This window comes from Herbiconiux sp., from assembly GCF_004297105.1.
In the GTDB taxonomy this organism is placed as follows: Bacteria; Actinomycetota; Actinomycetes; order Actinomycetales; family Microbacteriaceae; genus Herbiconiux.
This window is the reverse complement of the sequence record NZ_SCVE01000008.1, coordinates 117,333-142,601: the sequence shown is the minus strand read 5'-3', so window position 1 is coordinate 142,601 and position 25,269 is coordinate 117,333. Positions and strand designations below refer to the sequence as shown.

Sequence of the window (25,269 nt, the reverse complement as noted above, 5' to 3'; positions counted from 1 at the left end):
AGCCTAGCGAGCGCGCACCCCTCGCATCACGAGAGGCGCGGTAGCGTGGAGGGATGGGCAAGGCGAGGATCGACGAGGCCGTTGGTGCCGCTGCAGTGGCAGCCGCGACAGAGGATTTCGAGGGCGCGAGCCGCGACATCCGGGCAGCGGCGGTGCGCTACCTGCTGCAGAGGCTCGCCGACGAGGCACCGGGCAACTCCGTCGAAGTCCGTGTGCCGCCGTTCGGGGCCGTGCAGTGCATCGAGGGGCCGGGCCACACCCGCGGCACCCCGCCGAACGTGGTGGAGATGGATGCCCGCACCTGGCTCGCGCTCGCCACCGGCGCCCTCGCGTGGGCCGACGGACTGACGGATGCCCGCATCCACGCCTCGGGCCAGCGCGCCGACCTCAGCGCCCACCTGCCTATCCGGCGCTGACACCCGCACGCGATGCCCAGCCGGGTGCGCGACAATGGAGGGGTGAGTGAACAGCCCGAGCAGCCCGCGCCGCGCGAAACCGTCGACACCGTCGGCGCGGTGACCGTCCGTCGCGCACCGAAGTTCTACCGCTTCATGGCGGCAGGTGCCGTGGCCGGTGTGATCATCACCCTCATCGTGACGCTCTCGTTCCCCGAGCAGAACGACTTCAGCGTGCTGCAGGTGGTGGGTTTCACCGGCATCTTCGTGGTGGCCATCTGCGTCGCGCTCGGGGCGCTCGTGGCACTCGTGCTCGATCGCGCCAGCCGCAAGCGCTCCCGCACGGTGCGCGCCGAGCGCATCGAGGAGCACGAGGTCGTGGTGGCCGAGCCCGCCGACGACGAAAAAAAGGCCTGACCGCAGCCAGGCCTTTCACACGAGCGACGCGTCAGGCGCGCTTCTGCTCGTCGTTCGGCTCGAACGCCTCGTCGGCGTCGTCGTCGTCATCGATCCACTTCGAGTAGTCGGGCTCGCCCGGCTGGCTGCTCGTGAGTTCACGCTCGAGCGCCGAATAGTTCGTGTCGGGGCTGAAGTACTTCAACTCGCGAGCGACCTTCGTGTGCTTGGCTTTCTGACGGCCACGCCCCATGCGAGACCCCCTCATGATTCGGGCCGGAGGCGAAAGCCACCCGGAGGAGACGAATAACTACGAAAACTTGGGTCAGTTTAGCACGCAGGCCTGCGTCGGCTTTCAGTCCCAGCCGCGTTTGTGCACAGTGCTGTGAACGCTGTGGGCGGGCGATTCTCCGGCGATGGGCCGCCGCGGAACGGGCCGCACGGGCTCGCCTCGGCGCTCCTGCCCGGGCAGGGGGCGTGAGCGGCGTCCGTAGAGCAACTCGGAGGAGTCGAGCAGCCAGGGCACGAGGGCGATCGTGACCCCGTGCACGAGCATCAGCTTCTTGCGGATGCGCCGCGCCTTGTGGTTGTGCAGGAACGTCTCCCACCAGTGCCCCACGATGTAGATCGGCGTGTACACCGTCACCACCTCGGAGCCGTGCTCGGCCCGGTGCTTCATGATGTACTTCGCCAGCGGCACCGCTACGTCGCGATACGGCGACTCGATGATGTTGAGCGGAACCTCGATGTTCATCGACCGCCAGTCGGCCTCGAGCTGGGCGGTCTGCTCGTCGTCGATCGAGAGGTGCACCGCCTCGATCGAGTCGTGCCGGGCCGCGATGGCGTAGTCGAGCGCCTTCAGCACGGGCTTCTGCATGCGGTTCACGAGCACCACGGCGTGGTCGCCGGATGCCCCGAACGTGGTGTGCGGGTCGACCTCGACCTCTTTGCTCACATCGCGGTAGTAGCGGTTCACGCCCATCATCAGGATGAACAGGATCGGCATGATGGCGAACACCAGCCAGGCGCCATGGGTGAACTTGGTGATGGTCACCACGATCAGCACCACCGCCGTGAAGACGGCACCGAGCAGGTTGATGGCCAGGCCACGATAGACCGCGGCGCGGTCGGAGCAGCCTTCGCGGAGCATCCGGAGCCAGTGTCTGACCATGCCCGACTGACCGAGCGTGAACGAGACGAACACACCGATGATGTAGAGCTGGATGAGCTGGGTGAGGTTCGCCTGGTAGACCACGAGGATGAGGATGGCGAACAGCGCGAGCAGGATCATGCCGTTCGAGAACACGAGGCGGTCACCGCGGGTGAGCAGCGCCTTGGGGGCGTAGGAGTCTTTCGCGAGCACGGAGCCGAGCAGCGGGAAGCCGTTGAACGCGGTGTTGGCGGCGAGCAGCAGCACCGCGGCCGTGGCGGCCTGGATGATGAAGAACAGGATGGAGTTGTTGCCGAAGGTGGCCGCGGCCACCTGGGCCATGAGGCTGCGCTGTGGTGTGGTGGCGCAGTCGGCGAAGCCGACCAGGTGGCAGGCGTCTTCGGCATAGTGCACGTTCGAGATGAGCGCCAGGGCGGTGAGGCCGGCGAAGAGGCAGATGGCGATGGATCCCATCAGCACCAGAGTGCGCTGCGCGTTCTTGATCTTCGGCGCACGGAACGCGGGTACCCCGTTCGAGATGGCCTCGACGCCGGTGAGGGCGGAGCATCCGCTCGAGAAGGCGCGCAGGAGCAGCAGGATCATCGCCGCCTGGGTCAACTGCTCGGCCTTCACGTCGAAGCCGGCCGACTCGGCCACGGGGGCGTCGCCCAGCACGGTGCGCACGAGCCCGGTCACGATCATCACGGCCACGCTGCCCACGAAGAGGTAGGTGGGGATGGCGAAAGCCTTGCTCGACTCCGCCACGCCTCGCAGGTTCACGGCCATCAGCACCACGACGAAGCCCACGGCGATCTCGACCCGGTAGGGGTTGAGGCCCGGCAGTGCGGAGATGATGTTGTCGACGCCCGAGGCCACCGACACCGCGACGGTGAGCACGTAGTCGACGAGCAGAGCGGATGCGACCACCAGCCCGGCCTTCTCACCGAGGTTCTTGTGGGCCACCTCGTAGTCGCCGCCGCCGCTCGGGTAGGCCTTCACGAGCTGCCGGTAGCTGGCCACCACGACCACCAGAAGCAGCACGACCGCCGCCGCCACCCAGGGCGCGAAGCTGAGGAACGCGAGCCCGCCGATGAGCAGGATCATGAGCAGTTCCTGGGGCGCGTAGGCCACCGAGGAGAGCGGGTCGCTGGCGAAGATGGGCAGAGCGAGCCGCTTCGGGAGGAGCTGTCCGTCGAGCTTGTCGCTCGGCAGCGGATCGCCGATCAACCAGCGTTTCGCGGAGCGGGTTTCGTTGACCACGAGTGAGAACACTACTCGCGCGCGAACCGGTGTCAAGTTGACCCGGCCCCGGATTATTCCCGATTCGTCTCCGGCATGACGAAGACGCCGTGCGGCGCGTCTTCACGCGGCTCACGGCGTCTTCTCGATCATCGGTCAGGCAGGGTGGCGGCGACCGCTCCTGCCTGCCCGATCACTCGTCTTCGGGGATGACGCTGTCGGTGTACTCGCCGGAGCGGGGCTCGGGAACCTCGACGTCGTCCGCCTCGGTGTCGGTGTACTCTCCGTCGCGCTCGCCGCGATCTTTCTTCTCGGTCATGAGATCCTCCTCGATGTCGTGGGCCGTCGGCTTGTTCGCGAAGCTACCACCTGGCTCGCGGGTCGACCAGGACTTCGCACGGATGTGCATCCCCGGCTCCCGCAGTGCGTCACGCATCGCCTCGCCGAGGTGTGGCGTGGCGTGGCGTGGCGCCGCATTCAGCTCCGCGGATGCTTCACGTGCCATCGTTGCCGCACGATGTCTTCTCTCGCCCTCAATCTCCTGTTCGCCGCCGTGCTGGCCACGGTCACGCTGGTCGGCGTGGGCGTGCTGGTCATCCGCCGCCGCAGCATCGGCGCCGCGCTCGCCCTCGGAACGGTGTGGGCGGTGAGCGTGGCGTTCATGACGCTCCGCCCGGGATCGGGGCTGGGCATGAGAGTGAACCTCGTTCCGCTCGCCTTCGACGGACGCGGCTCCGCCATCGACGCCGTGCTGAACGTCGGCGTGTTCGTGCCGCTCGGCATCGTGCTCGTTCTGGGCGGCGTGCGGCTGGGCCCAGCATTCCTCATCGGACTGGTCACGACCGGCACGATCGAGGTCACGCAGTACCTGCTCGACGTCGGGCGCACGGCCGACATCAACGACATCATCACGAACACCACGGGTGCGCTCGTGGGCTGGCTCGCCGCCGCCGGAGTGCGCGCGGCTGCCTCCGCCTCACCGTCGTACGGCGAGCTCCCGGTCCGGGGACGCCAGCCGCGCCGGCCGTAGCAGCGAACCCTCTAGAAGAGCGTGCCCGTCTTGACGAACCGCGAACGGATGGCCGGGGGAACGGCAGAGTCGGACGGAGTCTCATCGGGGTTCAGGATCACCTGCTGCCCGGGGGCGGTGTGCAGGAGCACGCTGAGGTACTTGTTCGTGTACGTCCATCCGTAGATGGAGGTGCCTTTCACCGGGAGCCCCGCATCGTCGAGGGCGATCTGGCCGCCCGGCTGGGTGGCCACGCTCTCGAACTGACTCAGCCAGTGGGCGTATCCGAACGAGCGGTATCCGAACGGGATCGTGAGCGTGACGAGCAGAGTCAGCGATGCCATCCAGAGCGTTCCCGACTCCGGTCCTCGCCGGGGCCGGAACTCCCGGAAGGCAACGGCCAGAAGGATCGCGAAGAGCAGGGCGCCGGAGTACGAGCGCGCGGAATAGTGCATCCACGGCTCGGCCCAGGTCGTGGGATCGAGGAGGAACAGACCGATGATCACCAGAGCGATCGTTCCGATGCGCTGGAGGAGCGGCGGAGCCACGATCCACAGCACGATCAACGGGATGGCGACGGCGAGGGTCAGCCTCAGGGCGGGGTCGAACCTGAACGCGAACGTGATGTCGGCGGCGCTGCCCAGATTGGCGGCGTCGCGGGGCGACAGGATCCAATAGGCGCTGTAGACGGTGGCGAGTGCGTAGAGGGCACTCAGCACCCAGAACGTCCCCCGTCCGAGCGCCCGGCGCTGGAGGAAGGCGAAGACGATGAGAGCGGGACCGAGAAACACGAGGGACTCGTAGGACGCAACGAGAACGACCGCTGTGACTCCGAGCACGACACGAACGAACGTGCGCTCGGGGTGACTCATCAGGAGGGCCGCGCTCAGCGCCACGAGAGCGTAGGCGAGGTTGTACTCCCCGATGGTGATGAACCCCGACGTGAGATAGGTCACCGAGAATGCGAGAACGAACATCCAGAACGTGCGGTGCCGCCGGAGAACGACGAGCGTCAGAGCCCAGATCAGAATCGGAACAGCGCCTGCTCCGAAGCTGAAGATCCGGGTCAGCGTGGGGACGTCGTTGACACCGAGACCGATGGCGGCGAGAAGAGGGGCTTGGGCGACGATCTGGGCGAACACCCGTGACGGGTAGAGGAAGAACGTCTCGGTGTCGAGCACGCTCCAGAGGTAGAAGGTGCCGTCCGCGACCAGCCCGCGTGCCGTCCACACGGTCTGAACGGCCAGCACCAGCAGTACTGCTACGGCGCCGTACCGGCCCACCGTCTCAGCCCTGCCGACGATCGCTGAGGAGCGGGATCGTCGATCGGATCGGGCGACAGGGTGCTGCCCTTCAGCGGGGACGACTGCCGTCATCGGATCTCCGTTGCGCTTCGAGGTGCCAAGGGGTGCGCGCGCGGGATCGATGGCAGACCTCCCCCGCGCAGGCTGCTCCGATCACGATACACGTGCCCTCATCGGCCTGAGGGCGGTGGAGGCTGCAGGTCAGTCCTCGCGCACCACGTCGGAGGGCGACTTGTCGGGGCGCCAGCCGCGCCAGGAGGGCTGGCGCAGACGAGCGGTGCCGGTCCACTCCGCGAACTCCACCTCGCCCACGAGCTTCGGGGTCACCCAGTGCGCGTCGCGCGCGTCGACGGCCGGCACGTCGTGAAGGGGGTTCGTCTTGCGTTCGAGCGTCGTGAGGCGTGCGGCGATGGCGTCGAGCTCCTTGTCGCTGAAGCCGGTTCCGACGCGGCCGACGTAGCGCAGCGTGCCGTCGGCATCCGGAACCCCCATCAGCAGCGAGCCGATCTGCGCGGCGCGGCGGCCCTTCCCCGGGCGCCAGCCCGCGATCACCACCTCCTGGGTGAGATGGTGTTTGATCTTCAGCCAGGCGCCCGAGCGCCGGCCCGCCGCGTAGCCGCTGTCGCGGCGCTTGGCCATCACGCCTTCGAGGCCGAGCTCGCGGCTCGCCTGCACGGCGTGCGCGAGGTCGCCATCGAAGGCGGGCGGCACGTGCAGCGGCCCCTCCGATTCCGGCATGGTGTCGAGCAGGATCTCGCGGCGACGGTCGTACTCCTCCTTCGCGAGCGACTCGCCGTCGAGCTCGATCACGTCGAAGATCATGAGGTCGACCTTCACCTCGCGCTGCGCGGTCTCGACGTCGCGCGGCTTGGAGAGCCCCATCCGTTGCTGCAGTCGGCCGAAGCTCGGGCGCCCTCGCGTGTCGAGAGCCACGATCTCGCTGTCGAGCACGATGTCGCGGTCGCCGAGCTGCGCCTCGAGCGCGGCGACGAGTTCGGGGTAGGTGGGGGTGATGTCGTTGCCGTTGCGGGTGAAGAGGGAGACGGCGCCGCCCGACGCGCGCACCAGGGCGCGGATGCCGTCCCACTTCATCTCGAAGGCCCAGTCGTCCTCGTCGGTGAGCGCCCCCTCGGCGCTGAGGGTGGCGAGCATCGGCTTGGGCACACGAGCGGATACGCCCTGCGTCTCGCGATCGGAGGTTCTGCGTGAAGACTGGGCGCGCCTGACTCGCCCGGCGCTGGACCCGGCGTCGCGGCGACCCGCCGGGTCGTCGCTTCCCGCTCCCGCGCGCACCGGCGCCTGATCCTTCATCAAGTGGATGAGCCACTGGTTCTCGCCCTTACCCCCCTTGCCTCCTGTATGGATGAGCGCGAACCGTCGAGGTTCGCCGAGTCCGCCCGACTCCTGACCGTGCAGGGTCGCGATGATCTCCGTGCCGTCGCGCCACTTCTCGAGATCGAAGGTGCCGAAGTCCCAGATCGAGACCGAGCCCGCACCGTATTCGCCCTTCGGGATGGTGCCCTCGAACGTGCCGTACTCCATCGGGTGGTCTTCGGTCATCACGGCGAGGTGGTTCTTGCCCGCATCCGTCGGGAACCCCTTCGGCAGCGCCCAGGAGACCAGCACGCCGTCGTGCTCGAGGCGGAAGTCCCAGTGCAGGCTCGACGCGTGGTGCTCCTGGATCACGAAGGAGCGGCCGTCGGTCGGCGGGGGCGTCGCATCCGGAACCGGCTCCGGGGTCTTCGCCCCGTCGCGCTTCGAACGGTAGACGGAGAGCCGGTCGTCGGATGCCGGAACCGCGTTGCGTCCGGGCTGGTCGTCGGCGCGGCGATCGGAGTGCCACTCGCCGCCCGGTGCCTCGATCGAGCCCGGTGCGTCCGCACTCTCGGCCAGCGGATCGGCGTGCGTCGTCATCCGCTCGAGCACCTCGTCGAGCTCGAGCTGCCGCAGCCCCTTCGCCGAGAGTTCGCGCCAGGTGCGCGGCACGGCGACGGTGGGATGCGAACGGCCCCGCAGCGAGTAGGGGCAGATGGTGGTCTTGTTCGCGTTGTTCTGGCTCCAGTCGACCAGTACCTTGCCGGTGCGGAGTGCCTTCTTCATGTCGGAGACCACGAGATCGGGATGGTCGGCTTCGAGCGCACGGGCCAGCTCGTGGGCGACGGCGGAGACCTCGTCGGAGGTCTGCTTTCCGTCGAGGGCCGCGTAGAGGTGGATGCCCTTGCTGCCGCTCGTGACGGGAACCGGGTCGAGGCCCATGTCGGTGAGGATGCCGCGGGCCAGCTTCGCCACCTCGACGCACTCGGGCAGGCCGGCGCCCTCGCCCGGGTCGAGGTCGATCACGAAGCGGTCGGGATTCTTGGGTCGGCCGTGCGCATCCACCCTCCACTGGGGAACATGGATCTCGAGGGCCGCGATCTGCGCCAACCACGCGAGGGTGGCCTGGTTGTTGACGAGCGGGTAGATGTTCACGTGATCGGAGTGCTGGATGCTCACCCGTTTCACCCACTCGGGTGTGCCCTCGCCGAGGTTCTTCTGGAAGAAGACCTCACCCGGATGCTCGTCGTCGCCCACACCGTGCACCCACCGTTTGCGCGTGGCGGGCCGGTTGCGGGCATGGGGGATGAGCACGTTGGCGATCTCGGCGTAGTAGCGCAGGACATCGGCCTTGGTGGTTCCGGTGGCGGGGTAGATCACCTTCTCGAGATTGGTGATGCGCAGCCGGTGGCCCCCGACGGTCACCGTCTGCTCGCCCCCCGTCGCCGCCATGTCGTCAATCCTCTACCCGAAACCCACGGTTGCGCGGTCTAATTGGCTATGCGATCGATCTGGAAAGGCGCCATCACCTTCGGGCTCGTCAATGTGCCCGTGAAGGTCTACGGAGCGACCGAAGACCATGACATCTCGCTGCACCAGGTGCACGAGAAGGATGGCGGGCGCATCCGGTACCAGCGGCGGTGCGAGATCGACGGCAAGATCATCGACTACCAGGACATCGCGCGCGCCTACGACGACGGCGACCGCACGGTCATCCTCACCAAGGAGGATCTGGCGTCGCTGCCCGAGGAGCGCAGCCGCGAGATCGAGGTGGTGGAGTTCGTGCCGAGCGAGCAGATCGACCCCATCATGCTCGACAAGAGCTACTTCCTCGAGCCCGACTCCTCGTCGCCCAAGGCCTACGCGCTGTTGCGCAAGACGCTCGAGACCACCGATCGCACGGCGATCGTGCACTTCGCGCTGCGGCAGAAGACGCGCCTCGGAGCCCTGCGGGTGCGCGGCGATGTGCTGGTGCTGCAGTCGTTGCTCTGGGACGACGAGGTGCGCGAAGCCGCCTTCCCGGCGCTCGACGAGCCCACGCGGGTGTCGTCGCAGGAGCTCGAGATGGCGATGTCGCTGGTCGACCAGTTCTCGAGCGACTTCGCGCCCGAGAAGTTCACCGACGACTACCAGGAGCAGTTGCGCACCCTCATCGAGGCGAAACTCGAGAAGGGCGACACCATGGACACCGACGAGACCTTCGGCCGCGAACCCGGGGCGGACGACGCATCCGGCGGCGAGGTGCTCGACCTCATGGAGGCCCTGAAGCGCTCGGTCGACAAGAGCCGTTCGGGTCGCACGGGCTCCGCCGACGATTCGGATGCGGGCGCCGTCACCTCGACCGCGAAGAAGCCGGCCGCGAAGACCCCCGCCAAGAAGGCGCCGGCGAAGAAGGCCCCGGCCAAGCGCGCGACGAAGGCCTCCTGACCCGCTCGTCGGTCAGGCCATCGCCTGCTGGATGCGCCGGTCGAGGTCGTCCAGTTCGGCGAGGAGCTCGGCCGCCATCCACACGCGATCGCGCTTCCGGCCGGTGATCTCGCGAATCACTCCGGCCTCGACGAGCCGATCGATCGCCGCGTACGTCTGCACCGCGCCGTGAAGTACTCCTCCCGCCTCGCGCTGATACTTCGGATCTACAACCGCAAACCGAAATAACGGTCGAACTAGTTCAATTCGGATCCTCGCGGGCGCGGTGACGGGCGGGCTGCGAGGGACTGCCAGTGGGAGATGAGGATGGCGGCCGCGCTACCGGCGGCCAGCCAGGTTACGGCAGCGGCCGGCCAGCCTGTGACGAAGAGCCCCACGAGCAGGGCCACGATCTCGATCAGCACGACCACGATCACCGTCACGACGGCGAGGACGGTGAGCCGCACGGGATGCCGGGCCGCGAGGGCGATGGACGGGCGGAATCCACCGGCGGCCACCACCGCGCAGCCAAGGGCGATCACGATCGGCACCAGGTACGGGAGGAGGACGGCCGCCAGAGCGGCCACGGCACCCACCGCTGTGCAGCGCAGGATGAGCGCGCCCACGCCGGATGACGTGCTGCCGCCCGGTGCGCGGGCTGCCGTGCGCCACATCGCGACGGATGCCGCGAGAAGCGCCGCCGCGGAGAGCACCGCGAGCACCACGCCCAGGAGGGACAGGGCGAGGCCGGGCTCGAGGGCCACGAGCAGGGCCTGAATCGCCGCGTTCGCCGCGACCGTGATCGCCAACACGGGAGCGCGGTGCGCGAGCGTGCGCCAGGGTCCGCGTGGGAGGTGTGCAGCGGGGCCTGCCAGCGCCGCCGGCTGCGCGGCCGAGACGTTTGACGGCACAGGGCCCGGGGTGGCGCCGGCGCGGTCGGGAGCGGTCACGAGCGGGCCGCCTCGTCGAGCACGGTCTGCAGGGAGCCGGAGTAGAGCACGCGCGTGGCGACCTTCACCTCGAGCTGGGCATCCGCGCGGGTGCTCGACACCACCGCGATCGTCTCACCCGCCGCCGTGGTGCCCTCGCAGGTCACGGCGTCGCCGGAGGCGACGCACGCCGGCGCCTCGAGGATCTCGACCCCGTCACCCAGCAGCACGTCGATGGCGCCGTAGCGCACCTCGGCCACGCCGTTGCCGCCCACCGGGGCGAGCGCCGCGACTTGCGAGCAGCCGCTGAGCAGGGCGGCGGCGGAGAACGCACAGATCAGCGCCCCAGCGGTGCGCCCGCGGGTCATGCGGCACCTGCCGCATCCGTGCCGCCCGACCGCGCCGAGTGGGCCAGGATGCGCGTGCGCTCCACGAGGTGCTGCAGCTCGAGGGCGGCATCGGTGATGGCGGACAGATCGAAGGGGGCGGGCAGCAACAGCTCCGTGTTGCGGTCGAGAGCCGAACCGCGACGCATCAGGGGAGACTCGGCCCAGTCGTTGGCGGCGAACTCGCGACTGCGGGAGGCGAGCGCGAGGTAGTCGCCGCCGCTGCCGGGCACCGCATCCGCGGCGTGGTCGACCACGGTCGTGAAGAGGGAGAGAGTGCCGTCGCGGTTGTCGACGAGCTCCACCATCTGCTGCTGCTGCGGGAAGTCGATGCAGGATGCCGTGGTGATCTCCCAGAAGCCCGTGCCACCACCGGGCGCCTTGTGCGCGAGGATCTGGTTGAGGTGCGTGTGCCCGTTCAGCCACCCGACCATCACGGGGTACTCGAGCAGCATCGCCACGAACTCCTCGGCGCCGTGCAGCACCTCGGTCTGTCCGGGCCGCTGCGCGCGGTTCTCCAGGGTGTCGCTGTTGTGATGGCTGAACACCAGGGCGAGCTTCTGCTCGCGGGTGGCCTGCTCGAGCTCGCTGCGAAGCCACTGGAACTGCGAGTCGGGCACGGCGCCATCCGGCCCGGCCACCTGATTGCAGGTGTCGAGCCCGAAGGCCCGCACCGAGGGAGTGAGGTCGGCCTTCCACCAGGTCTCGCCGCTGTCGAGATTGTGCTGCGTGAAGCCGTGGCCCACGGGCCCGGGGTACTGCTCCGTCGCGAAGTGCTGCTCCATGAACTCGCGCTGGCTGAAGAGCGCCCGGCCCGCATCCGACGGCACGCTGCGGAAGCCGGGGCGCAGGCCGAGTGCGATTCCGAGGGAATCGAGCAGCTGCTGCAGCGGTCCGGTGCTCGCGGCGTACCCGCCGAGGATCGACGAGGCCGTGGCCTCCACGGTGTACGACTTCTGACCGCCGACCGCAAGGCCGCGCAGCTGCGTGTCGAGGCCGAAGGTGCCGAGCAGGAGGGTGTCGTGGTTGCCGTAGACCGTGTACCAGGGCGCGGGCAGTCCCACCGAGGGCACGGGTTGCGCGATGGCTTCGTCGAGCAGCGTCGGCAGGGTGGGGAAGCCGTAGTCGCCGAACGACCCGCCCGCCGGATCGCCGGGGCGATAGGCCCAGACCGCCTCGGCCCAGGCCTGCACGCCCTGGAAGGTGGCGCTCGTCCTGGGGTCGACCGAGAGCCCGTCGAGCAGGTCGATGTACCAGCGCAGCTCGCGCGTCGAGTGCATGTCGGCGCTGTCGCCCGTCACCACCGCGGCGCCCATCGGGGCACCCGTCACCGGGCTGAACGCGAGGTCGGACATCGACTTCACCATCGACGCGATCACGTGCGGGCTGAGGGGGTCTTGAGGGTGGAAGGCCGAGCCCCAGGCCGAGTGGTCCTGCTCGATCATGGGCTCGATCCGGCCCGGTGACTGCGCGTCGATCACGTGCATGTCGGAGAGGTGGCCGAGATAGAGCAGCGAGCGGCGGCTGGCCGCCCGGTTCGCCGAGGCCGCGCGACCGAGCACGTCGAGGCGGGCGAGGTAGGGCTCGCCCGGCCCGGTGACCAGGGTGCGATAGCTGCCCTTCTGCACGGCCCCCTGCAGGATCGTCTGCTGCAGACTGCTCGGGGCGGCCGCGGCCGTGGCCGACGAGGGTGCGGCCGCCATCCGGATGCCCTGCCGCCCGGTCGTGGGCAGGGCCGCTGCTTCGCCGGCCAGAGCCGGCGCGAGCGCCTCGAGGGGGAGTGCGCTCGCCGCGGCGAGAGAGCTGGCCGCCGCGAGGAATTGGCGGCGCGAAAGTCCGGTCACGCGGGTCCTTCGGGTCGGGTTCTTCCGACACTAGCGGGCGCGGATGCCGGCCAGCGAGGCCCCGAACGGGGTGCGAGGGGTTCAGATGGTCGGGCCGTCAGGCTCCGGATGCGTCGGATGCGGCCACGGCCAGCCGCTCGTCTTTCTGCTGAGCGGCCGAGAGCAGGAAGACGCCCGCCACCGCGACACCGCCCGCCAGCACGAAGAGGATGAGAGCCCACCACGGTGCGCCCGCCGCCTCGCCGAGGATGGTGACGCCCAGGATGACGGCCACGAACGGGTCGATCACCGTGAGACCCGCCACCACCACCTCCGGCCGGTTGCCGGTGTGCGACATCTGCACGAAGTAGATCGACAGCCCGCCGGCCACGAGCAACCCGAGAACGCACGCACCCGTGAGGATCGTGGCCGAGTCGACCATGAAGGCGGGCGACTCGAGCACCGTCTGCACCCTCAGGATGACGGTCTTGCCGAGTGTCGCCACGAACCCGGTGAGCGCGCCGCCCGCCAGCACGAAGAAGATCGGCGGCACCGCCCGGCGGGGGGAGAAGCGCAGGAAGTACACGAACGAGCCGCCGAGGGCGAGGAGCACCACGCCCAGCACGACGAGGATCGCGATGAGCTCCGCATCCTGAATCGGATGCTGCTGCGCCACGAGCGCCGCCACCGTGACGAACACGGCCACACCGCCCACGCAGATCAGGATGCTGCGCACCACGCGTCTGCTCGGCAGGCGATGCGTCGCCCATGCGGTGAGCAGCGCCGCGAACACGAGCGCCACCACGCCGACGGGCTGCACCACGATCAGCGGCGCGAGGGTGAGGCTCGCGAGCTGCACCAGAACGCTGAGGCCGAGCGAGAGGGTGCCGAGCAGCCAGACTCCGCTCTTGAAGAGCCGCCGGAACTGCCTCATGCCGAGCGCGGCCGGTTCGTCCACCTTCGCCGAGACCTTGGAGATGCCCCGCGCCTGGAACTCGTTGCCGACGGCCAGGAGGGCGGCGGCCACGATGGCCAGCGCGATTCCGGCGACAGGCAGAGACGAGATGGTGATGGGCGCCACGTCTGCGACCGACATGTCGAACCAGTTCACTCCGACCCCCGCCCAGGTTCGATCATTCCGGGCTCGATCATACCGGGGTGCCTCGGATGTGGCTCGTCATCCTCGTGGTCGAATCCGTCTGATCCGTCGGGCTCTTCGGTGATCGCGGTCGCCTCGGGACCGTCGTCGTGCGACAGGTAGGCCGCCCGCACCGACAAGGCCGTACGCGCCCGCTGGAACTGCGGGTCGTAGAACGCCGTGCGGTACGCCCGGTTCGTGGTCACCGACACCAGGAAGTTGAGCGACGACACCGCGCTCAGGAAGACGGCGGTCTTCACGAGGGCCCAGGTGAACGGCAGCTCGACCCCGAACACCTCGATCGTGGTCTCGCGCGGCCCCACCCACTCCTCGAGCACCTCGGACGAGAAGGCGAGTCCGCCGAGCACGAGCAGGAACACGCACACGATGAGGGCGAAGAAGACCACCTGGAAACCCAGGGTCAGCGTGAACACCGACTCGAGGTTCGCCCTCTCGGACCGACGTGGCGCCGGGCCCGGTCGCAACGCCCTCTCGTAGAGGCTCGTCAGGCCGGTGGACCGCACATCCCGAACGCGGTCGGCCGGGTCGATGCGCTGATCGAGCTCCTTCATCTCGGTGCGCGTGATCGGCACCACGAAGAGCACCCCGAGCAGTGCGAAGAACAGCACCACGAGCAGCAGTCGCGCGGGCGACATGGTGCTCGTCACCTCCCACAGCGGCCGCGAGAAGAACGCGAACACCACCACGAGCATCAGGATCGGCAGGGCTCGCGTGGCCAGTGCACCGATCGCCGCCAGCTGGCGCAGCGCCGTGCGCGCGGCCCAGGAGAGCAGGGCGCCGATGCCGAGCCACGTGAGCAGATAGGCGAGCCCGATCACCACGAGGTTCACGACGACGCCGATCATCGCGGATGTCGGCCCCACGACGATCGCGGTGACCAGCGGGATGCCCGCGAGGCAGAGCGCGAGCAGGGCGATGGTGGCCGGCAGCGCCGCCCGCGGAGTGCGCCGGAGCAGCACGCCGGCGAGATACGACAGCACGAACGGCGTGATGATGAGGGCGATGGCCGCGATCACGAGTCCGACAAGGAGCAGGGCCGCGATGGCCGCGTCGTCGACCTCGACGGTGATCAGGGCATCCAGGATCCCCGAGGTGCCGATGTCGATGACGATGAGGAACACGAGAAACGGCGCCACGCGCACGAACAGCCGGTCGGCCCAGAGCTTCCGCGGCACGAAGTAGGGGAGGCCCTGGCGGCGCAACCACTGCTCGGCCGCCCGCCCGGTGTCGCGGTCGAGCTCGCCCTCAGCGGTCATCGTGCCCCTCCTGGACCCCTATTAGAATTGACGTCGATCCATGCGCGCAGCCGGCCGCGTGGAGATACCGGAGCCTCAATGCCTGCCTCACGTCTCGATTCTGTCATCGCACTCGCCAAGCGCCGGGGATTCGTCTTCCCCACCGGTGAGATCTACGGAGGCACCCGGTCGGCATGGGACTACGGGCCCCTCGGCGTGGAGCTCAAGGAGAACATCAAGCGCCAGTGGTGGAAGTTCATGGTGCAGGGTCGCGACAACGTGGTGGGCCTCGACTCGGCCGTCATCCTGCCTCGGCAGGTGTGGGAGGCATCCGGACACGTCGAGGTGTTCACCGACCCGCTCGTGGAGTCGCTGCACACCCACAAGCGCTATCGCGCCGATCACCTCCTCGAGGCGTACGAGGAGAAGCACGGGCACCCGCCCGTGAACGGCCTCGCCGACATCCGCGACCCCGACACCGGGCAGCCCGGTTCGTGGACCGAGCCGAAGAACTTCTCAGGCCTCATGAAGACCTACCTCGGTGCCGTCGACGACGAATCGGGCATGGCCTACCTGCGCCCCGAGACCGCGCAGGGCATCTTCGTCGACTTCAACGCGGTGCTGAACTCCTCACGCCAGAAGCCGCCGTTCGGCATCGGCCAGATCGGCAAGAGCTTCCGCAACGAGATCACCCCCGGCAACTTCATCTTCCGCACCCGCGAGTTCGAGCAGATGGAGATGGAGTTCTTCGTGAAGCCCGGCGAAGACGAGGAATGGCACCAGTACTGGATCGACCAGCGCTTCCAGTGGTACGTCGACCTCGGCATCGACCCCGAGAACCTGCGCCTGTTCGAGCATCCCAAGGAGAAGCTGTCGCACTACTCGAAGCGCACGGTCGACATCGAGTACCGGTTCGGCTTCACCGGATCGGCCTTCGGTGAGCTCGAGGGTGTGGCGAACCGCACCGACTACGACCTCAGCACGCACTCGAAGGCATCCGGCACCGACCTGTCGTACTTCGACCAGACCACGAACGAGCGCTGGACGCCGTATGTCATCGAGCCCGCAGCCGGCCTCACCCGCTCGCTCATGGCCTTCCTGGTCGACTCGTTCCACGAAGACGAAGCGCCCAACACCAAGGGCGGCGTCGACAAGCGCACGGTGCTGAAGCTCGACCCGCGCCTCTCGCCGGTGAAGGCCGCGGTGCTGCCGCTCTCCCGCAACGAGGCACTCTCGCCGCTGGCCCGCACGCTGGCCGCCGACCTGCGCAAGAACTGGAACGTCGACTTCGACGACGCCGGCGCCATCGGCCGCCGCTACCGCCGTCAGGACGAGATCGGCACCCCGTTCTGCATCACCGTCGACTTCGACTCGCTCGACGACAACGCGGTGACCGTGCGCGAGCGTGACTCGATGGCGCAGGAGCGCATCTCCCTCGACCGCCTCACCGGCTACCTCGCCGAAAAACTCGTAGGCGCCTAACCCCCCTCCTCGCGACCCGTCGATTTTCGCCCCAAAACGCTGCTTTTAGGGCGAAAATCGACGGGTCGCGAGGAGGTTTTCGGTGAGTTGCGCGGGATCATTGCGCGGTGGCTCGCCGGGGCATGCGGGGGCCCGCCGAGAACGTAGGGTGGCGGGATGAGTTCGCGCGCTGATGACGTCGCCGACCGCGCCGATACGGGGAACGAGCAGCGCATCGCCGGGACGTTCGAGCTGTTCTCGATCGGGATCGGTCCCTCGAGTTCGCACACCGTCGGGCCGATGCGGGCCGCTCGCGAGTTCGCTCTCGAGTGCGCCGACCGCTGGCCCGACCGGGCCCCGGATGGGCTCGCGATCGACGTCTACGGGTCGCTCGCGGCCACCGGTCGCGGACACAACACGTTCGGCGCCGTGCTGCTCGGCCTCGAAGGCGCCGAGCCCGAGACGATCGACCCCGAGGCGGGCCGGATGCGCGTGGCCGCCCTCGACGACGGTGCACCGCTGCTCCTCGCCGGCTCCGCCGCCGCGAGGGTGCACTTCGCCACGAGCGACATCGCGAAGCATCCGCTCGTCGTGCGAGGGCGCTTCGCCAACGAACTGCATTTCTCGGCGCGCTTCGGGGCCACGACGCACGAGGCGACGTTCTTCTCGATCGGCGGGGGCTTCATCCTGCGTGGCGGTGCCGACGGGAGCGAGCCGGATGTCGCGGCGGCGCTGCCGGCCGGAGCGCGGCACGTGCCGCATCCGTTCTCCTCCGGGGTGGAGCTGCTCGAGGTGTGTGCCCGTACGGGCCTTTCGATCGCCGAGGTGGTGCGGGAGAACGAGTCGGCGCTCCTCCGCGGTCAGTGGGGCCGGGTCGACTCCGATGGCACGGGCGATGCCGAGGGAGCCCGCGGAGCCCGCGGAGGCCGCGGAGCCCGCGGAGGCCGCGGTGCCGACGACGGCGCGAGTGGCCGTGATGCGGGCACGGGTACAGCCGGCGAGGCGGACGCGGCGGTGGGCGAGCGCCTCCGCACGATCTGGGCCGTGATGCGGGAGTGCGTCGAGGCAGGGTTGCGCACCGAGGGTGTTCTGCCCGGCGGCCTCAAGGTGCCGCGGCGGGCCGCGCGACTCGCGCGGGCGCTCGAGGCGGAGGGCGCCGCCTACAGTCCCGAGTGGGCCACGATCGCGGCCATGGCCGTCAACGAGGAGAACGCCGCCGGAAACCGCGTGGTCACGGCGCCCACCAACGGCGCCGCCGGGATCGTGCCGGCGGTGCTCTACCACGCGCTGCGGCACCTCCACCCGGAGTCGTTCGCCGGCGCGGATTCGCTCGAGGCCACGGAGTCGGCCCGCGCCCGTGCCGCCATCGAGACCTATCTGCTCACGGCGGCGGCGATCGGTGGGATCGTCAAGTTCCGTGCGTCGATCTCCGGGGCGGATGTCGGCTGCCAGGGCGAGGTCGGATCCGCGTCGGCGATGGCCGCCGCCGGCCTCGCCGCGATGCTCGGGGCCACGCCCGCCCAGGTGGAGAATGCCGCCGAGGTCGCGATGGAGCACCACCTGGGCCTCACCTGCGACCCCATCGGCGGACTCGTGCAGATTCCGTGCATCGAGCGCAACGGCGTGGCATCCGTCACGGCGATCACGGCGGCGAAACTCGCGCTCGGTGGCGACGGAGCACACCACGTCACCTTCGACCAGGTTGTGGAGACGATGCGCCAGACCGGTCTCGACATGAGCGACAAGTATCGCGAGACGGCGCGCGGCGGGCTCGCGGTCAACGTGCCGGAGTGCTGATCTCGCGAGTCGAGTGATGGGCCTCCGACGGCGTGCTCGCGAAACGCCCGAGCTCGGCGAGGGACCCGTTGAAGTACTGCTGGTCGCCGGGGAGCAGGCTCTCGGCGGGGGTGTAGTCGAGGGCCGCGTCGCCGTGCTGCCAGAAGGTCCAGGTGCTCCAGCCGGCCGGCAGCACGCCGGGCCCGCCCTGCTTGTCGGTCGACCAGTCGGCGAGCGAGAGGGGTGATTCGGTGAACTCGGCGGAGTCGCCCGTGCACAGTCGCCACCAGCTCGTGTTGGTGTAGATCACCGGTGGGCGGCCGAACAGCAGGGTGGCGGTGTCGACGAAGTCGTGGATCCAGTCGACCATCTCGGCCGGCGTGCGGTCGTAGCAGGCGTTCCCGTCCTCCGGGTAGGGGTTCCATTCGAGGTCGACCATCGGCGGGAGCAGCTTCTCGCCCGCGAGCGGTAGGTCGGCGAACGGCGCGTTCCACGCCACGCTGTACTCGGCGAACAGCCGGGCCTGCGTGGCCCCGGAGGCGTAGTGCGCGCTCGGATTGGCGAAGTGGTAGGCGCCGGTGTACAGCCCGTGGGCGGCTGCGGCCTTGCGCTGAGCGACGTACCGGTCGGAGGTTCCGCCGTAGGAGCCCTCGGATGCCTTGATGTAGGTGAAGCGCGCACCACGCTCCACCGCCTCGGACCAGTCGATCGTCTCGGCCTCGCCCTGCCAGTAGCTGACGTCCATTCCCGCCGTCCAGCCGGGTACCTCCGCCGCACCAGGGGCCTCGCCCGCTTGGCCGGAGGAGCCGGATGAGCCCGTGGCATCCGTGGCCGGCCCTTCGACCGCGACCGCGGTCGACAGACCCCCGATCGTGCACGCCACGACGACACCGAGTGCGAGGAGTCGGGACACGGGGCCCGGAAACACCATGCCTCTCGTCCTCCCCGGAGTTCCGCGGCTCACGCCGAGTGGCCGGCGGGCCTCCACGCCGAGACCTCGTCGAGCTGGGCGACCTCCTCGGCCGACAGAGCGACGCCGCCCACCGCCACGAGGTCGGCCACCTGCTCCACCCGGCTCGCGCTCGCGATCGGCGCGACCACGGTGGGCTTCGCCACGAGCCAGGCCAGCGCGGTGGTGGCGATCGAGACGCCGTGGTCGCGGCCGATCTGCTCGAGGGCGTCGACGATCGCGAGCCCCTGCGGGCTCACGTACTTCGAGGCCGCGGGAGCGCGCACGGCCCCCTCGACGTCGCTCTTCGAGCGGTATTTGCCGGTGAGGAATCCGCTCGCCAGGGCGTAATACGGCACCAGCGAGAGCTGCTCGCGTTCGGCGATCGGCATCCAGTTCTCCTCGACGTCATTGCGGTGCACGAGGTTGTAGTGCGGCTGCAGGGCGACGGGTCGGGCCCATCCGTTCGTGTCGGCGATCTCGAGGTAGCGCTCGATGGTGGCGGGCGCGAAGTTCGACAGGCCGATGTAGCGCACCTTGCCGGCGCGCACCAAGGCGTCGAAGGCCTCGACGGTCTCGTCGAGCGGGGTCTGCGGATCTTCGTAGTGCGCCCAGTAGAGATCGATGCGGTCGGTCTGCAGCCGGGTCAGCGAGGCATCGGCTGCCGCGGCGATGTTCGCGGCCGCGAGGCCCTTGAACTCCGGATGCCGCGACACCTTGGTGGCGAGAACCGTGGAATCGCGCGTGCCCCGGCTCGTGAACCACTCGCCGATGATGGTCTCCGACTCGCCCCCGACGTTGCCCGGCACGCTCGCCATGTAGCTGTCGGCGGTATCGATGAAGTCGCCGCCACCTGCCGCGTGCGCGTCGAGGATGGCGAGCGAGGCGTCGTGGTCGGCCGTCCAGCCGAAGACGTTGCCACCGAGGGAGAGGGGGAACACATCGAGGTCGCTGGTACCGATCTTTGCCATGCCTTCGACGCTACTCCTCCCGTGCGACGAGCTCGCCCGCACCGCTTGACCTTGACGTAACGTCAATCCCTACGGTGGGCTCAGCGCCGATCCCGGCGCGAGTGGATCGAGGGGAACGGAGTTCGTGATCATGGAGTGGTCGATCCAGGATGTCGCGCGGCGCGCCGGCACCACGAGCCGGACGTTGCGGCACTATGCCCAGATCGGGTTGGTGATGCCGACCCGCGTGGGCGCGAACGGCTACCGCTACTACGACGAGTCGGCCCTTCTGCGGCTGCAGCGGGTGCTGTTGCTGCGCGAGCTCGGGCTCGGGCTGCCGGCCATCGCGGAGGCGCTCGCGCAGCGCGGCGGCGCCCCGACCGAGGTCGAAGCACTGCGGCAGCACCTGGAGTGGCTGCAGTCGGAGCGGGCCCGGCTCGCGCGGCAGGCCGCATCCGTGATCTCCACGATCGACGTTCTCGAGAAAGGTGGACAACTGATGATGGAGACGATGTTCGACGGCTTCGACCACACCGCGCACAGGCGCGAGGTGGAGGAGCGATGGGGCTCCCGGGCCTACGAGACGAGCGATGCCTGGTGGACTTCGATGAGCGCCGAGGAGAAGTCGTCGTGGCAGGCGCGGCTCGCCGGGCTGCAGGCCGACTGGCGTGACGCCGCCAGGAGGGGGGTCGACCCTGCCGGTGCGGAGGGGCAGGCGCTCGCACGGCGGCAGGCCGAGTGGCTGGCGGGCATCCCGGGCACCCCGGGTGCCGACGCCGGAGCTCCGACGGCCGCCTATCTCACGGGTCTCGGCGAGATGTACGCGGCAGACGAGCGCTTCGCGGCGCACTTTGGCGGTGTGGAGGGCGCCCGGTTCGTGAGGGACGCGCTGGCGCGGTACGCGGAGACGGAGCTGGGCGGGTCCTGAAAATAAGTTGCGCACAACTCAATCGTGCGCAATGATAACCAACATGACCTCCACCGGCACCTCGCCCCTCGACTCGATGGCGTGCTTCGCCCTCTACTCGGCGTCGAATGCCGTGGGTCAGGCGCACCGGGCCGCATTGGCGCCGTGGAATCTCACGTACACGCAGTACATCGCCCTGGTGGTGCTGGCGGATGCGGCCGCACCGGCCGACGCATCGGCGGGCGCGGGCGCATCCGCCGGTCTCACCGTGGGCGAGCTCGGCACGCGTCTCGGCCTCGACTCCGGCACCCTGTCGCCGCTGCTGCGCCGGCTGGAGGCCCGTGGGCTGGTGGCGCGGGAGCGGGTCTCGGCCGACGAGCGTGTGGTGACCGTGTCGCTGACGGATGCCGGCCGCACCACCCGTGCCGAACTCGCCGAGGCCGTGGCCTGCCTCACCCCCGCCTACGGGCTCGGCTCGGTCGACGAGCTGCACCAGCTCATCGCGAGCCTGCGTGGCATCGCCGAGGGCATGCGCTCTCAGGCGAGCGCGCTGACGTCGGCCTGAGCCGAGCGCGCCGGCCCCTCATCCGTACTCCCTTCCACAACCCCGACGAAAGGCAACACCATGGAAGCCCTCTACACCGCAGAAGCTCTCTCGACCGGCGAAGGCCGCAACGGGCACGTGCGCACCACCGATGGCACGGTCGACTTCGACATGGCGATCCCGAAGGAGATGGGCGGATCGGGCAACGGCGCGAACCCCGAGCAGCTCTTCGCCGCCGGCTACGCCGCGTGCTTCCACTCGGCGCTCAACGCCGTGGCGCGCATGCAGAAGGTCGACGTGAGCGGATCCACCGTCGGCAGCCAGGTGCACATCGGCTCGAACGGCGAGGGCGGCTTCCAGCTGGCCGTGCTGCTCGAGGTGGTCATCCCCACCCTCGAGCACGATGCGGCCCAGGCGCTCGCGGACGCTGCACACCAGGTGTGCCCGTACTCCAACGCGACCCGCGGCAACATCGAGGTGACCATCACGGTCTCCGACGACTGACCCGGAGCGCACCCCGCGCCCTCGACTCCCGTTCCCGCTCGGCAACGACGGAGTTCTGCGGGGTATCCCGATGACGACGGAGCCTCAGCCCGAATTCAGGCTGAGGCTCCGTCGTTTTGCCGCCCGGATGCTCGCGCAGCAGGGCGGTCAGCCGAGCTGTTTGCGCATCTCGAGCTCGCGGAGCGTCGGGTCGAGAGGGTAGGGCCGCGTCACGCCCGTCTCCACGAAGCCGCGCTTCGCGTAGGCGGCGCGAGCCCTCGGGTTCTGCTCGTTCACCTCGAGGGTGAGGGTGGAGCCGCGTTCGGCCGCCCAGGCCTCGATGCGCGAGAGCAGCGCATCCGTCACGCCGGCGGCGTCGCCGCGGTGTGAGGGCGTGACGTACACGCCGTAGAGGAAGGCGCCGGATGCTCCCTGCGGCACCTTCGACATCATCGTGGCGAGCCAGCGCCCGTCCGCGGTGTCGATGGCCACGACCGTGATCGACTCCGCCGACGAGCCGTCGCGGGCCCACGTCCGCCACTCGGCCTCGCTGCGCCGCTCGGCGTGCTCGAGGGTCTCGAGGTAGGCGAGCGGGGTATCGGCGATCATCTCGAGCCGCAGGCCGCGTACCTCGGGCCAATCGGACTCGACGGTGCGGCGAACGGTGAAGGGGGAACTCATCCCTCGACCCTATGACGGCCCCCGCCTGCCGGCAGCGGGGTGTTCTCAGGCGCTGCGCTGCGCGATCACCGGATGCGGCACCGCGCGATAGGCGGCCACGCAGGTGAAGGCGAGCCACGCCCAGCCCACCACGACCGCCACCCACAACACGGCCACCCCCGCCGGCCCCTGTGAGAGCGCCGCGCCGCCGGCGAAGCCCACGATCACCACGATGCCGGCGATGCGTGAGAGCAGAGCGCCACGTCGGTCACCGCGGGCCGTGAACCAGCCCCCGGCGAGCACGGCGCCGATCCCGAGCGCGAGGAACCCGACGCCGCCGAACACGAGGTGCAGGATGCCGGCCGCCGAGAAGCTGCCCGTGGTCGATCCGGGAGGGAACGACCCGGTGGGGTCGGGCGGGAAGAACGCGCTCAGCACCAGGCACGCGCCGTACACGGCCACGAGCACCGCGGTGGCCTTCGGGGCGCGCGGGACGCGCGACAGCCCCACGGCGGCCACGATCGTCATCAGGCCGCTGAGCACCAGGTTGAGGGTCTGCAGCCAGCCGATGTCGCCGAGCAGCAGCGCGCTCAGTGCATCCCGCGTCAGATCGAAACCCGGCCGCGTGAGGGCGAGCACGAGCCCGAAGACCAGATAGAACGGGCCGGCCACCACACCCCAGCCGAGCATCGACCGGGTCACGGCCGCGGCCGTGTCGAATCCGGATGCCGGCACTGCTTGTTCGGTCATGTCATCTACTCCCTCGCCGACACTGATCAGTGTATTAATACACCCGACGGTGCATAATCTCCACATGCAGCACACTGATCCGCGGCCCGCCCGGTCGCGCGCGCTGATCATGACGGCCGCCATGGCGCACTTCCTCGAACACGGCTACTCGAACGGCAGCGTCGACGGCATCGCCGCAGAGGCGGGTGTCTCGAAGCGGACGATCTACAACCTCTTCGAGAGCAAGGAGGAGGTGTTCCGGGCGGTGGTGGCGGAGTCGTTCCGTACCGCGGAGCGCTTCACGGCGAGCCTCGCGGCCGCCTCACTCGCGCCGGCGGATGGCGGGGGACCGGGCCGGCCGATCGCCGAGGTGCTCGAGGAACTCGCGGTCGCCCATGCGCGCGCGGTGCTCGATCCGCGCGTCATCCGTCTGCGCCGTCTGCTGATCGGTGAGGCCGAGCGCTTTCCGGAACTCGCCGCCGAGTACTACGAGCGGGCACCGCAGGCGGTCATGACCGCGCTCGAACAGGTGCTGCGCCGTCACCGGGAGAGCGGCGAACTGAACATCCCCGAGGAGCTCGTGCCGATCGCCGCGGAGCAGTTCGCCTTCCTCGTGCTGGGCGCCCGACTCGACCGCGCCCTCTTCTTCAGCGCGGAGGACGCCGAACTCCCTTCAGCCCCCGAGATCGCCGAGCGCGCCCGAGCGGGTGCCCGCGCCTTCCACCGCGCTTACGCCGCCTGACCTGGGTGCGACCTGCTCCGATGCTTCCCTCTGCTGGGCCGATGCGGAGGAGAGAGCGAGAATAGGGCCATGACCATTCAGCTGCACATCACGGGGGATGCGACCGCCGATACCCTCCTCTCCACCGACCCTCTCGCGCTGCTCGTCGGCATGCTGCTCGACCAGCAGGTGGCGATGGAGACGGCCTTCGAGGGCCCGGCGAAGATCGCGGCGCGCATCGAGGGGCCGTTCGATGCGGCCACTCTCGCCGCCTACGATCCAGAGGCGCTGGAGGCCGTGTTCCGCGAGACGCCGGCCGTGCACCGCTACCCGGGATCGATGGCGGGTCGCGTGCAGGCGCTCTGCGCGGCGCTCGTCGACGACTGGGGCGGCGACGCATCCGCTCTCTGGACCACGGGCGAACCCGATGGCGCCGACCTGCTGAAGCGCCTCAAGGCGTTGCCCGGATTCGGCGAGCAGAAGGCGAAGATCTTCGTGGCCCTGCTCGGCAAGCAGTACGGTGTTCAGCCCGACGGATGGCGCGCTGCCGCGGGAGCCTACGGCGACGAGGGCTCCTACCGTTCGGTGGCCGACATCGTCGATGCGGCCTCGCTCACCCGGGTGCGGGAGACGAAGCGTGCGGCGAAGGAGGCGGCGAAGGCCGCCACGAAGTAGCCGCCCCGCGACCGCCGTGCCCCCGCCGAACCCGCGGGGCGGGCGGAGCGGCCCGCGAAGAGCGGCAGCGTGATGCCGCACAGCGGGCCGATCAGCAGGGCGAAGGCGAGCGTGCCGAACCCCACGTCTCCGCCCAGCGCCCACCCGGCGGCGAGAACGGTGCCCTCGACGGCGGTGCGCCCGGCCCAGATCGGCCAGCCCAGACGCGAATGGATGCCCGTCATCAACCCGTCGCGCGGCCCCGGCCCGAATGCCACCCCGATGTAGATGCCACTCGCCACGGCGAGCAGTAGAAGCCCGACTGTGAAGAAGCCGATCTGCAGCCACAGCGTGCCGGCCGGGGAGGGCAGCAGCCAGAGGCCCACCTCGATGAACGGCCCGAGCAGCAGCACGTTCAGCACCGTGCCGAGCCCCGGCTTCTGCCGCAGCGGGATCCACGCCAGGAGCACCAGTGCTCCGATCACGATCGTCAGCACCCCGATGCTCAACCCCGTCACGCGCGAGAGCCCCTGGGCGAACACGGTCCACGGGTCGATGCCGACCGCCGCACGGATCATGAGGGCCTCGGCGAAGCCGTAGAGGAAGAGTCCGACCACGAGGCGGGCGAGACGAGCGGGGAAGCGGGTGAGCATGGGTCAATCCAATTGCCTGATTGGCTCTTGAACAAGA

At 69.4% G+C, this 25,269-nt stretch carries 27 protein-coding genes; 11 read left to right on the top strand and 16 right to left on the bottom strand.

Annotated elements, in window-relative coordinates; all coding sequences use genetic code 11:
* Positions 1 to 53: 53 nt before the first annotated feature.
* Complete coding sequence (locus EPO52_RS05245) at positions 54 to 416, top strand: sterol carrier family protein (RefSeq protein WP_290802920.1); 363 nt, start codon at positions 54 to 56, stop codon at positions 414 to 416.
* Positions 417 to 458: 42 nt separating this feature from the next.
* Entirely contained in the window at positions 459 to 812 is a 354-nt protein-coding gene (locus EPO52_RS05240) for a hypothetical protein (RefSeq protein WP_290802917.1), read from the top strand.
* Between the two features lie 31 nt (positions 813 to 843).
* On the opposite strand, the gene EPO52_RS05235 is transcribed toward EPO52_RS05240, so the two are convergent.
* The 3 genes from EPO52_RS05235 to EPO52_RS05225 all read right to left on the bottom strand — a co-directional run bounded on the left by EPO52_RS05235 (position 844) and on the right by EPO52_RS05225 (position 3,685).
* Positions 844 to 1,044 carry a DUF3073 domain-containing protein gene (locus EPO52_RS05235; protein WP_290802914.1) on the bottom strand — a complete coding sequence of 67 codons (201 nt, stop codon included), beginning with the start codon at positions 1,042 to 1,044 and terminating at the stop codon, positions 844 to 846.
* A gap of 102 nt (positions 1,045 to 1,146) precedes the next feature.
* Complete coding sequence (locus tag EPO52_RS05230) at positions 1,147 to 3,201, bottom strand: APC family permease (RefSeq protein WP_290802911.1); 2,055 nt, start codon at positions 3,199 to 3,201, stop codon at positions 1,147 to 1,149.
* A gap of 172 nt (positions 3,202 to 3,373) precedes the next feature.
* Positions 3,374 to 3,685, bottom strand: coding sequence for a hypothetical protein (locus EPO52_RS05225; RefSeq protein ID WP_290802909.1), 312 nt, complete (start codon positions 3,683 to 3,685; stop codon positions 3,374 to 3,376).
* Between the two features lie 12 nt (positions 3,686 to 3,697).
* Here EPO52_RS05225 and EPO52_RS05220 point away from each other — a divergent pair, with 12 nt between their 5' ends.
* Complete coding sequence (locus EPO52_RS05220; protein ID WP_290802907.1) at positions 3,698 to 4,210, top strand: VanZ family protein; 513 nt, start codon at positions 3,698 to 3,700, stop codon at positions 4,208 to 4,210.
* Between the two features lie 11 nt (positions 4,211 to 4,221).
* On the opposite strand, the gene EPO52_RS05215 is transcribed toward EPO52_RS05220, so the two are convergent.
* Together EPO52_RS05215 and EPO52_RS05210 are read right to left on the bottom strand one after the other, a co-directional pair.
* Positions 4,222 to 5,565 (bottom strand): hypothetical protein, encoded by a 1,344-nt coding sequence (locus EPO52_RS05215; RefSeq protein ID WP_290802905.1) that lies wholly within the window; start codon positions 5,563 to 5,565, stop codon positions 4,222 to 4,224.
* Positions 5,566 to 5,694: 129 nt separating this feature from the next.
* Entirely contained in the window at positions 5,695 to 8,259 is a 2,565-nt protein-coding gene (locus EPO52_RS05210) for an ATP-dependent DNA ligase (RefSeq protein WP_290802902.1), read from the bottom strand.
* A 48-nt stretch (positions 8,260 to 8,307) separates the two neighbouring features.
* Between EPO52_RS05210 and EPO52_RS05205 the strand changes: the two genes are divergently transcribed.
* Complete coding sequence (locus EPO52_RS05205) at positions 8,308 to 9,234, top strand: Ku protein (RefSeq protein WP_290802899.1); 927 nt, start codon at positions 8,308 to 8,310, stop codon at positions 9,232 to 9,234.
* A gap of 12 nt (positions 9,235 to 9,246) precedes the next feature.
* On the opposite strand, the gene EPO52_RS05200 is transcribed toward EPO52_RS05205, so the two are convergent.
* The 6 genes from EPO52_RS05200 to EPO52_RS05175 all read right to left on the bottom strand — a co-directional run bounded on the left by EPO52_RS05200 (position 9,247) and on the right by EPO52_RS05175 (position 14,766).
* A complete protein-coding gene (locus EPO52_RS05200; RefSeq protein WP_290802897.1) occupies positions 9,247 to 9,396 on the bottom strand; it encodes a hypothetical protein in 150 nt (49 codons plus the stop codon).
* A 74-nt stretch (positions 9,397 to 9,470) separates the two neighbouring features.
* Entirely contained in the window at positions 9,471 to 10,163 is a 693-nt protein-coding gene (locus EPO52_RS05195; RefSeq protein WP_290802894.1) for a hypothetical protein, read from the bottom strand.
* On the bottom strand, positions 10,160 to 10,510 hold the full coding sequence (locus tag EPO52_RS05190) for a hypothetical protein (RefSeq protein WP_290802891.1): 351 nt from the start codon (positions 10,508 to 10,510) through the stop codon (positions 10,160 to 10,162). The genes EPO52_RS05195 and EPO52_RS05190 overlap by 4 nt, the downstream gene beginning before the upstream one ends.
* A complete protein-coding gene (locus tag EPO52_RS05185; protein ID WP_290802889.1) occupies positions 10,507 to 12,372 on the bottom strand; it encodes a TIGR03767 family metallophosphoesterase in 1,866 nt (621 codons plus the stop codon). Before EPO52_RS05185 ends, EPO52_RS05190 begins: the two co-directional genes overlap by 4 nt.
* A 97-nt stretch (positions 12,373 to 12,469) precedes the next feature.
* Positions 12,470 to 13,462 (bottom strand): multidrug DMT transporter permease, encoded by a 993-nt coding sequence (locus tag EPO52_RS05180; RefSeq protein WP_290802887.1) that lies wholly within the window; start codon positions 13,460 to 13,462, stop codon positions 12,470 to 12,472.
* On the bottom strand, positions 13,459 to 14,766 hold the full coding sequence (locus tag EPO52_RS05175; RefSeq protein ID WP_290802884.1) for a hypothetical protein: 1,308 nt from the start codon (positions 14,764 to 14,766) through the stop codon (positions 13,459 to 13,461). The genes EPO52_RS05180 and EPO52_RS05175 overlap by 4 nt, the downstream gene beginning before the upstream one ends.
* 78 nt (positions 14,767 to 14,844) lie before the next feature.
* Here EPO52_RS05175 and EPO52_RS05170 point away from each other — a divergent pair, with 78 nt between their 5' ends.
* Entirely contained in the window at positions 14,845 to 16,227 is a 1,383-nt protein-coding gene (locus tag EPO52_RS05170) for a glycine--tRNA ligase (RefSeq protein ID WP_290802881.1), read from the top strand.
* A gap of 156 nt (positions 16,228 to 16,383) precedes the next feature.
* Complete coding sequence (locus EPO52_RS05165; RefSeq protein WP_290802878.1) at positions 16,384 to 18,003, top strand: L-serine ammonia-lyase; 1,620 nt, start codon at positions 16,384 to 16,386, stop codon at positions 18,001 to 18,003.
* On the opposite strand, the gene EPO52_RS05160 is transcribed toward EPO52_RS05165, so the two are convergent.
* Both EPO52_RS05160 and EPO52_RS05155 read right to left on the bottom strand, forming a co-directional pair.
* The gene (locus EPO52_RS05160; RefSeq protein ID WP_290802876.1) at positions 17,984 to 18,913 is read right to left on the bottom strand and encodes a GH25 family lysozyme; all 930 of its coding nucleotides are present in this window, start codon (positions 18,911 to 18,913) and stop codon (positions 17,984 to 17,986) included. The genes EPO52_RS05165 and EPO52_RS05160 overlap by 20 nt on opposite strands.
* 29 nt (positions 18,914 to 18,942) lie before the next feature.
* Complete coding sequence (locus EPO52_RS05155; RefSeq protein WP_290802874.1) at positions 18,943 to 19,902, bottom strand: aldo/keto reductase; 960 nt, start codon at positions 19,900 to 19,902, stop codon at positions 18,943 to 18,945.
* Between the two features lie 130 nt (positions 19,903 to 20,032).
* Between EPO52_RS05155 and EPO52_RS05150 the strand changes: the two genes are divergently transcribed.
* Genes EPO52_RS05150 through EPO52_RS05140 form a run of 3 tightly spaced genes read left to right on the top strand, consistent with a single transcriptional unit; the run spans position 20,033 to position 21,836 of the window.
* On the top strand, positions 20,033 to 20,809 hold the full coding sequence (locus EPO52_RS05150; protein ID WP_290802871.1) for a TipAS antibiotic-recognition domain-containing protein: 777 nt from the start codon (positions 20,033 to 20,035) through the stop codon (positions 20,807 to 20,809).
* 43 nt (positions 20,810 to 20,852) lie between these two features.
* Positions 20,853 to 21,353, top strand: coding sequence for a MarR family transcriptional regulator (locus tag EPO52_RS05145; protein WP_290802869.1), 501 nt, complete (start codon positions 20,853 to 20,855; stop codon positions 21,351 to 21,353).
* Between the two features lie 60 nt (positions 21,354 to 21,413).
* On the top strand, positions 21,414 to 21,836 hold the full coding sequence (locus EPO52_RS05140) for an organic hydroperoxide resistance protein (RefSeq protein ID WP_290802866.1): 423 nt from the start codon (positions 21,414 to 21,416) through the stop codon (positions 21,834 to 21,836).
* A 147-nt stretch (positions 21,837 to 21,983) separates the two neighbouring features.
* Here EPO52_RS05140 and EPO52_RS05135 read toward each other — a convergent pair whose 3' ends face one another.
* Positions 21,984 to 22,496 (bottom strand): GNAT family N-acetyltransferase, encoded by a 513-nt coding sequence (locus EPO52_RS05135; RefSeq protein WP_290802864.1) that lies wholly within the window; start codon positions 22,494 to 22,496, stop codon positions 21,984 to 21,986.
* 45 nt (positions 22,497 to 22,541) lie between these two features.
* Complete coding sequence (locus tag EPO52_RS05130) at positions 22,542 to 23,225, bottom strand: DUF998 domain-containing protein (protein ID WP_290802861.1); 684 nt, start codon at positions 23,223 to 23,225, stop codon at positions 22,542 to 22,544.
* Between the two features lie 64 nt (positions 23,226 to 23,289).
* Between EPO52_RS05130 and EPO52_RS05125 the strand changes: the two genes are divergently transcribed.
* Both EPO52_RS05125 and EPO52_RS05120 read left to right on the top strand, forming a co-directional pair.
* The gene (locus EPO52_RS05125) at positions 23,290 to 23,946 is read left to right on the top strand and encodes a TetR/AcrR family transcriptional regulator (RefSeq protein WP_290802859.1); all 657 of its coding nucleotides are present in this window, start codon (positions 23,290 to 23,292) and stop codon (positions 23,944 to 23,946) included.
* 75 nt (positions 23,947 to 24,021) lie between these two features.
* Positions 24,022 to 24,600: an HhH-GPD-type base excision DNA repair protein gene (locus EPO52_RS05120; RefSeq protein ID WP_290803070.1), complete on the top strand. Its 579-nt coding sequence runs from the start codon at positions 24,022 to 24,024 to the stop codon at positions 24,598 to 24,600.
* Here EPO52_RS05120 and EPO52_RS05115 read toward each other — a convergent pair.
* Positions 24,501 to 25,232, bottom strand: coding sequence for a hypothetical protein (locus EPO52_RS05115; RefSeq protein WP_290802857.1), 732 nt, complete (start codon positions 25,230 to 25,232; stop codon positions 24,501 to 24,503). The genes EPO52_RS05120 and EPO52_RS05115 overlap by 100 nt on opposite strands.
* Between the last annotated feature and the right edge of the window lie 37 nt (positions 25,233 to 25,269).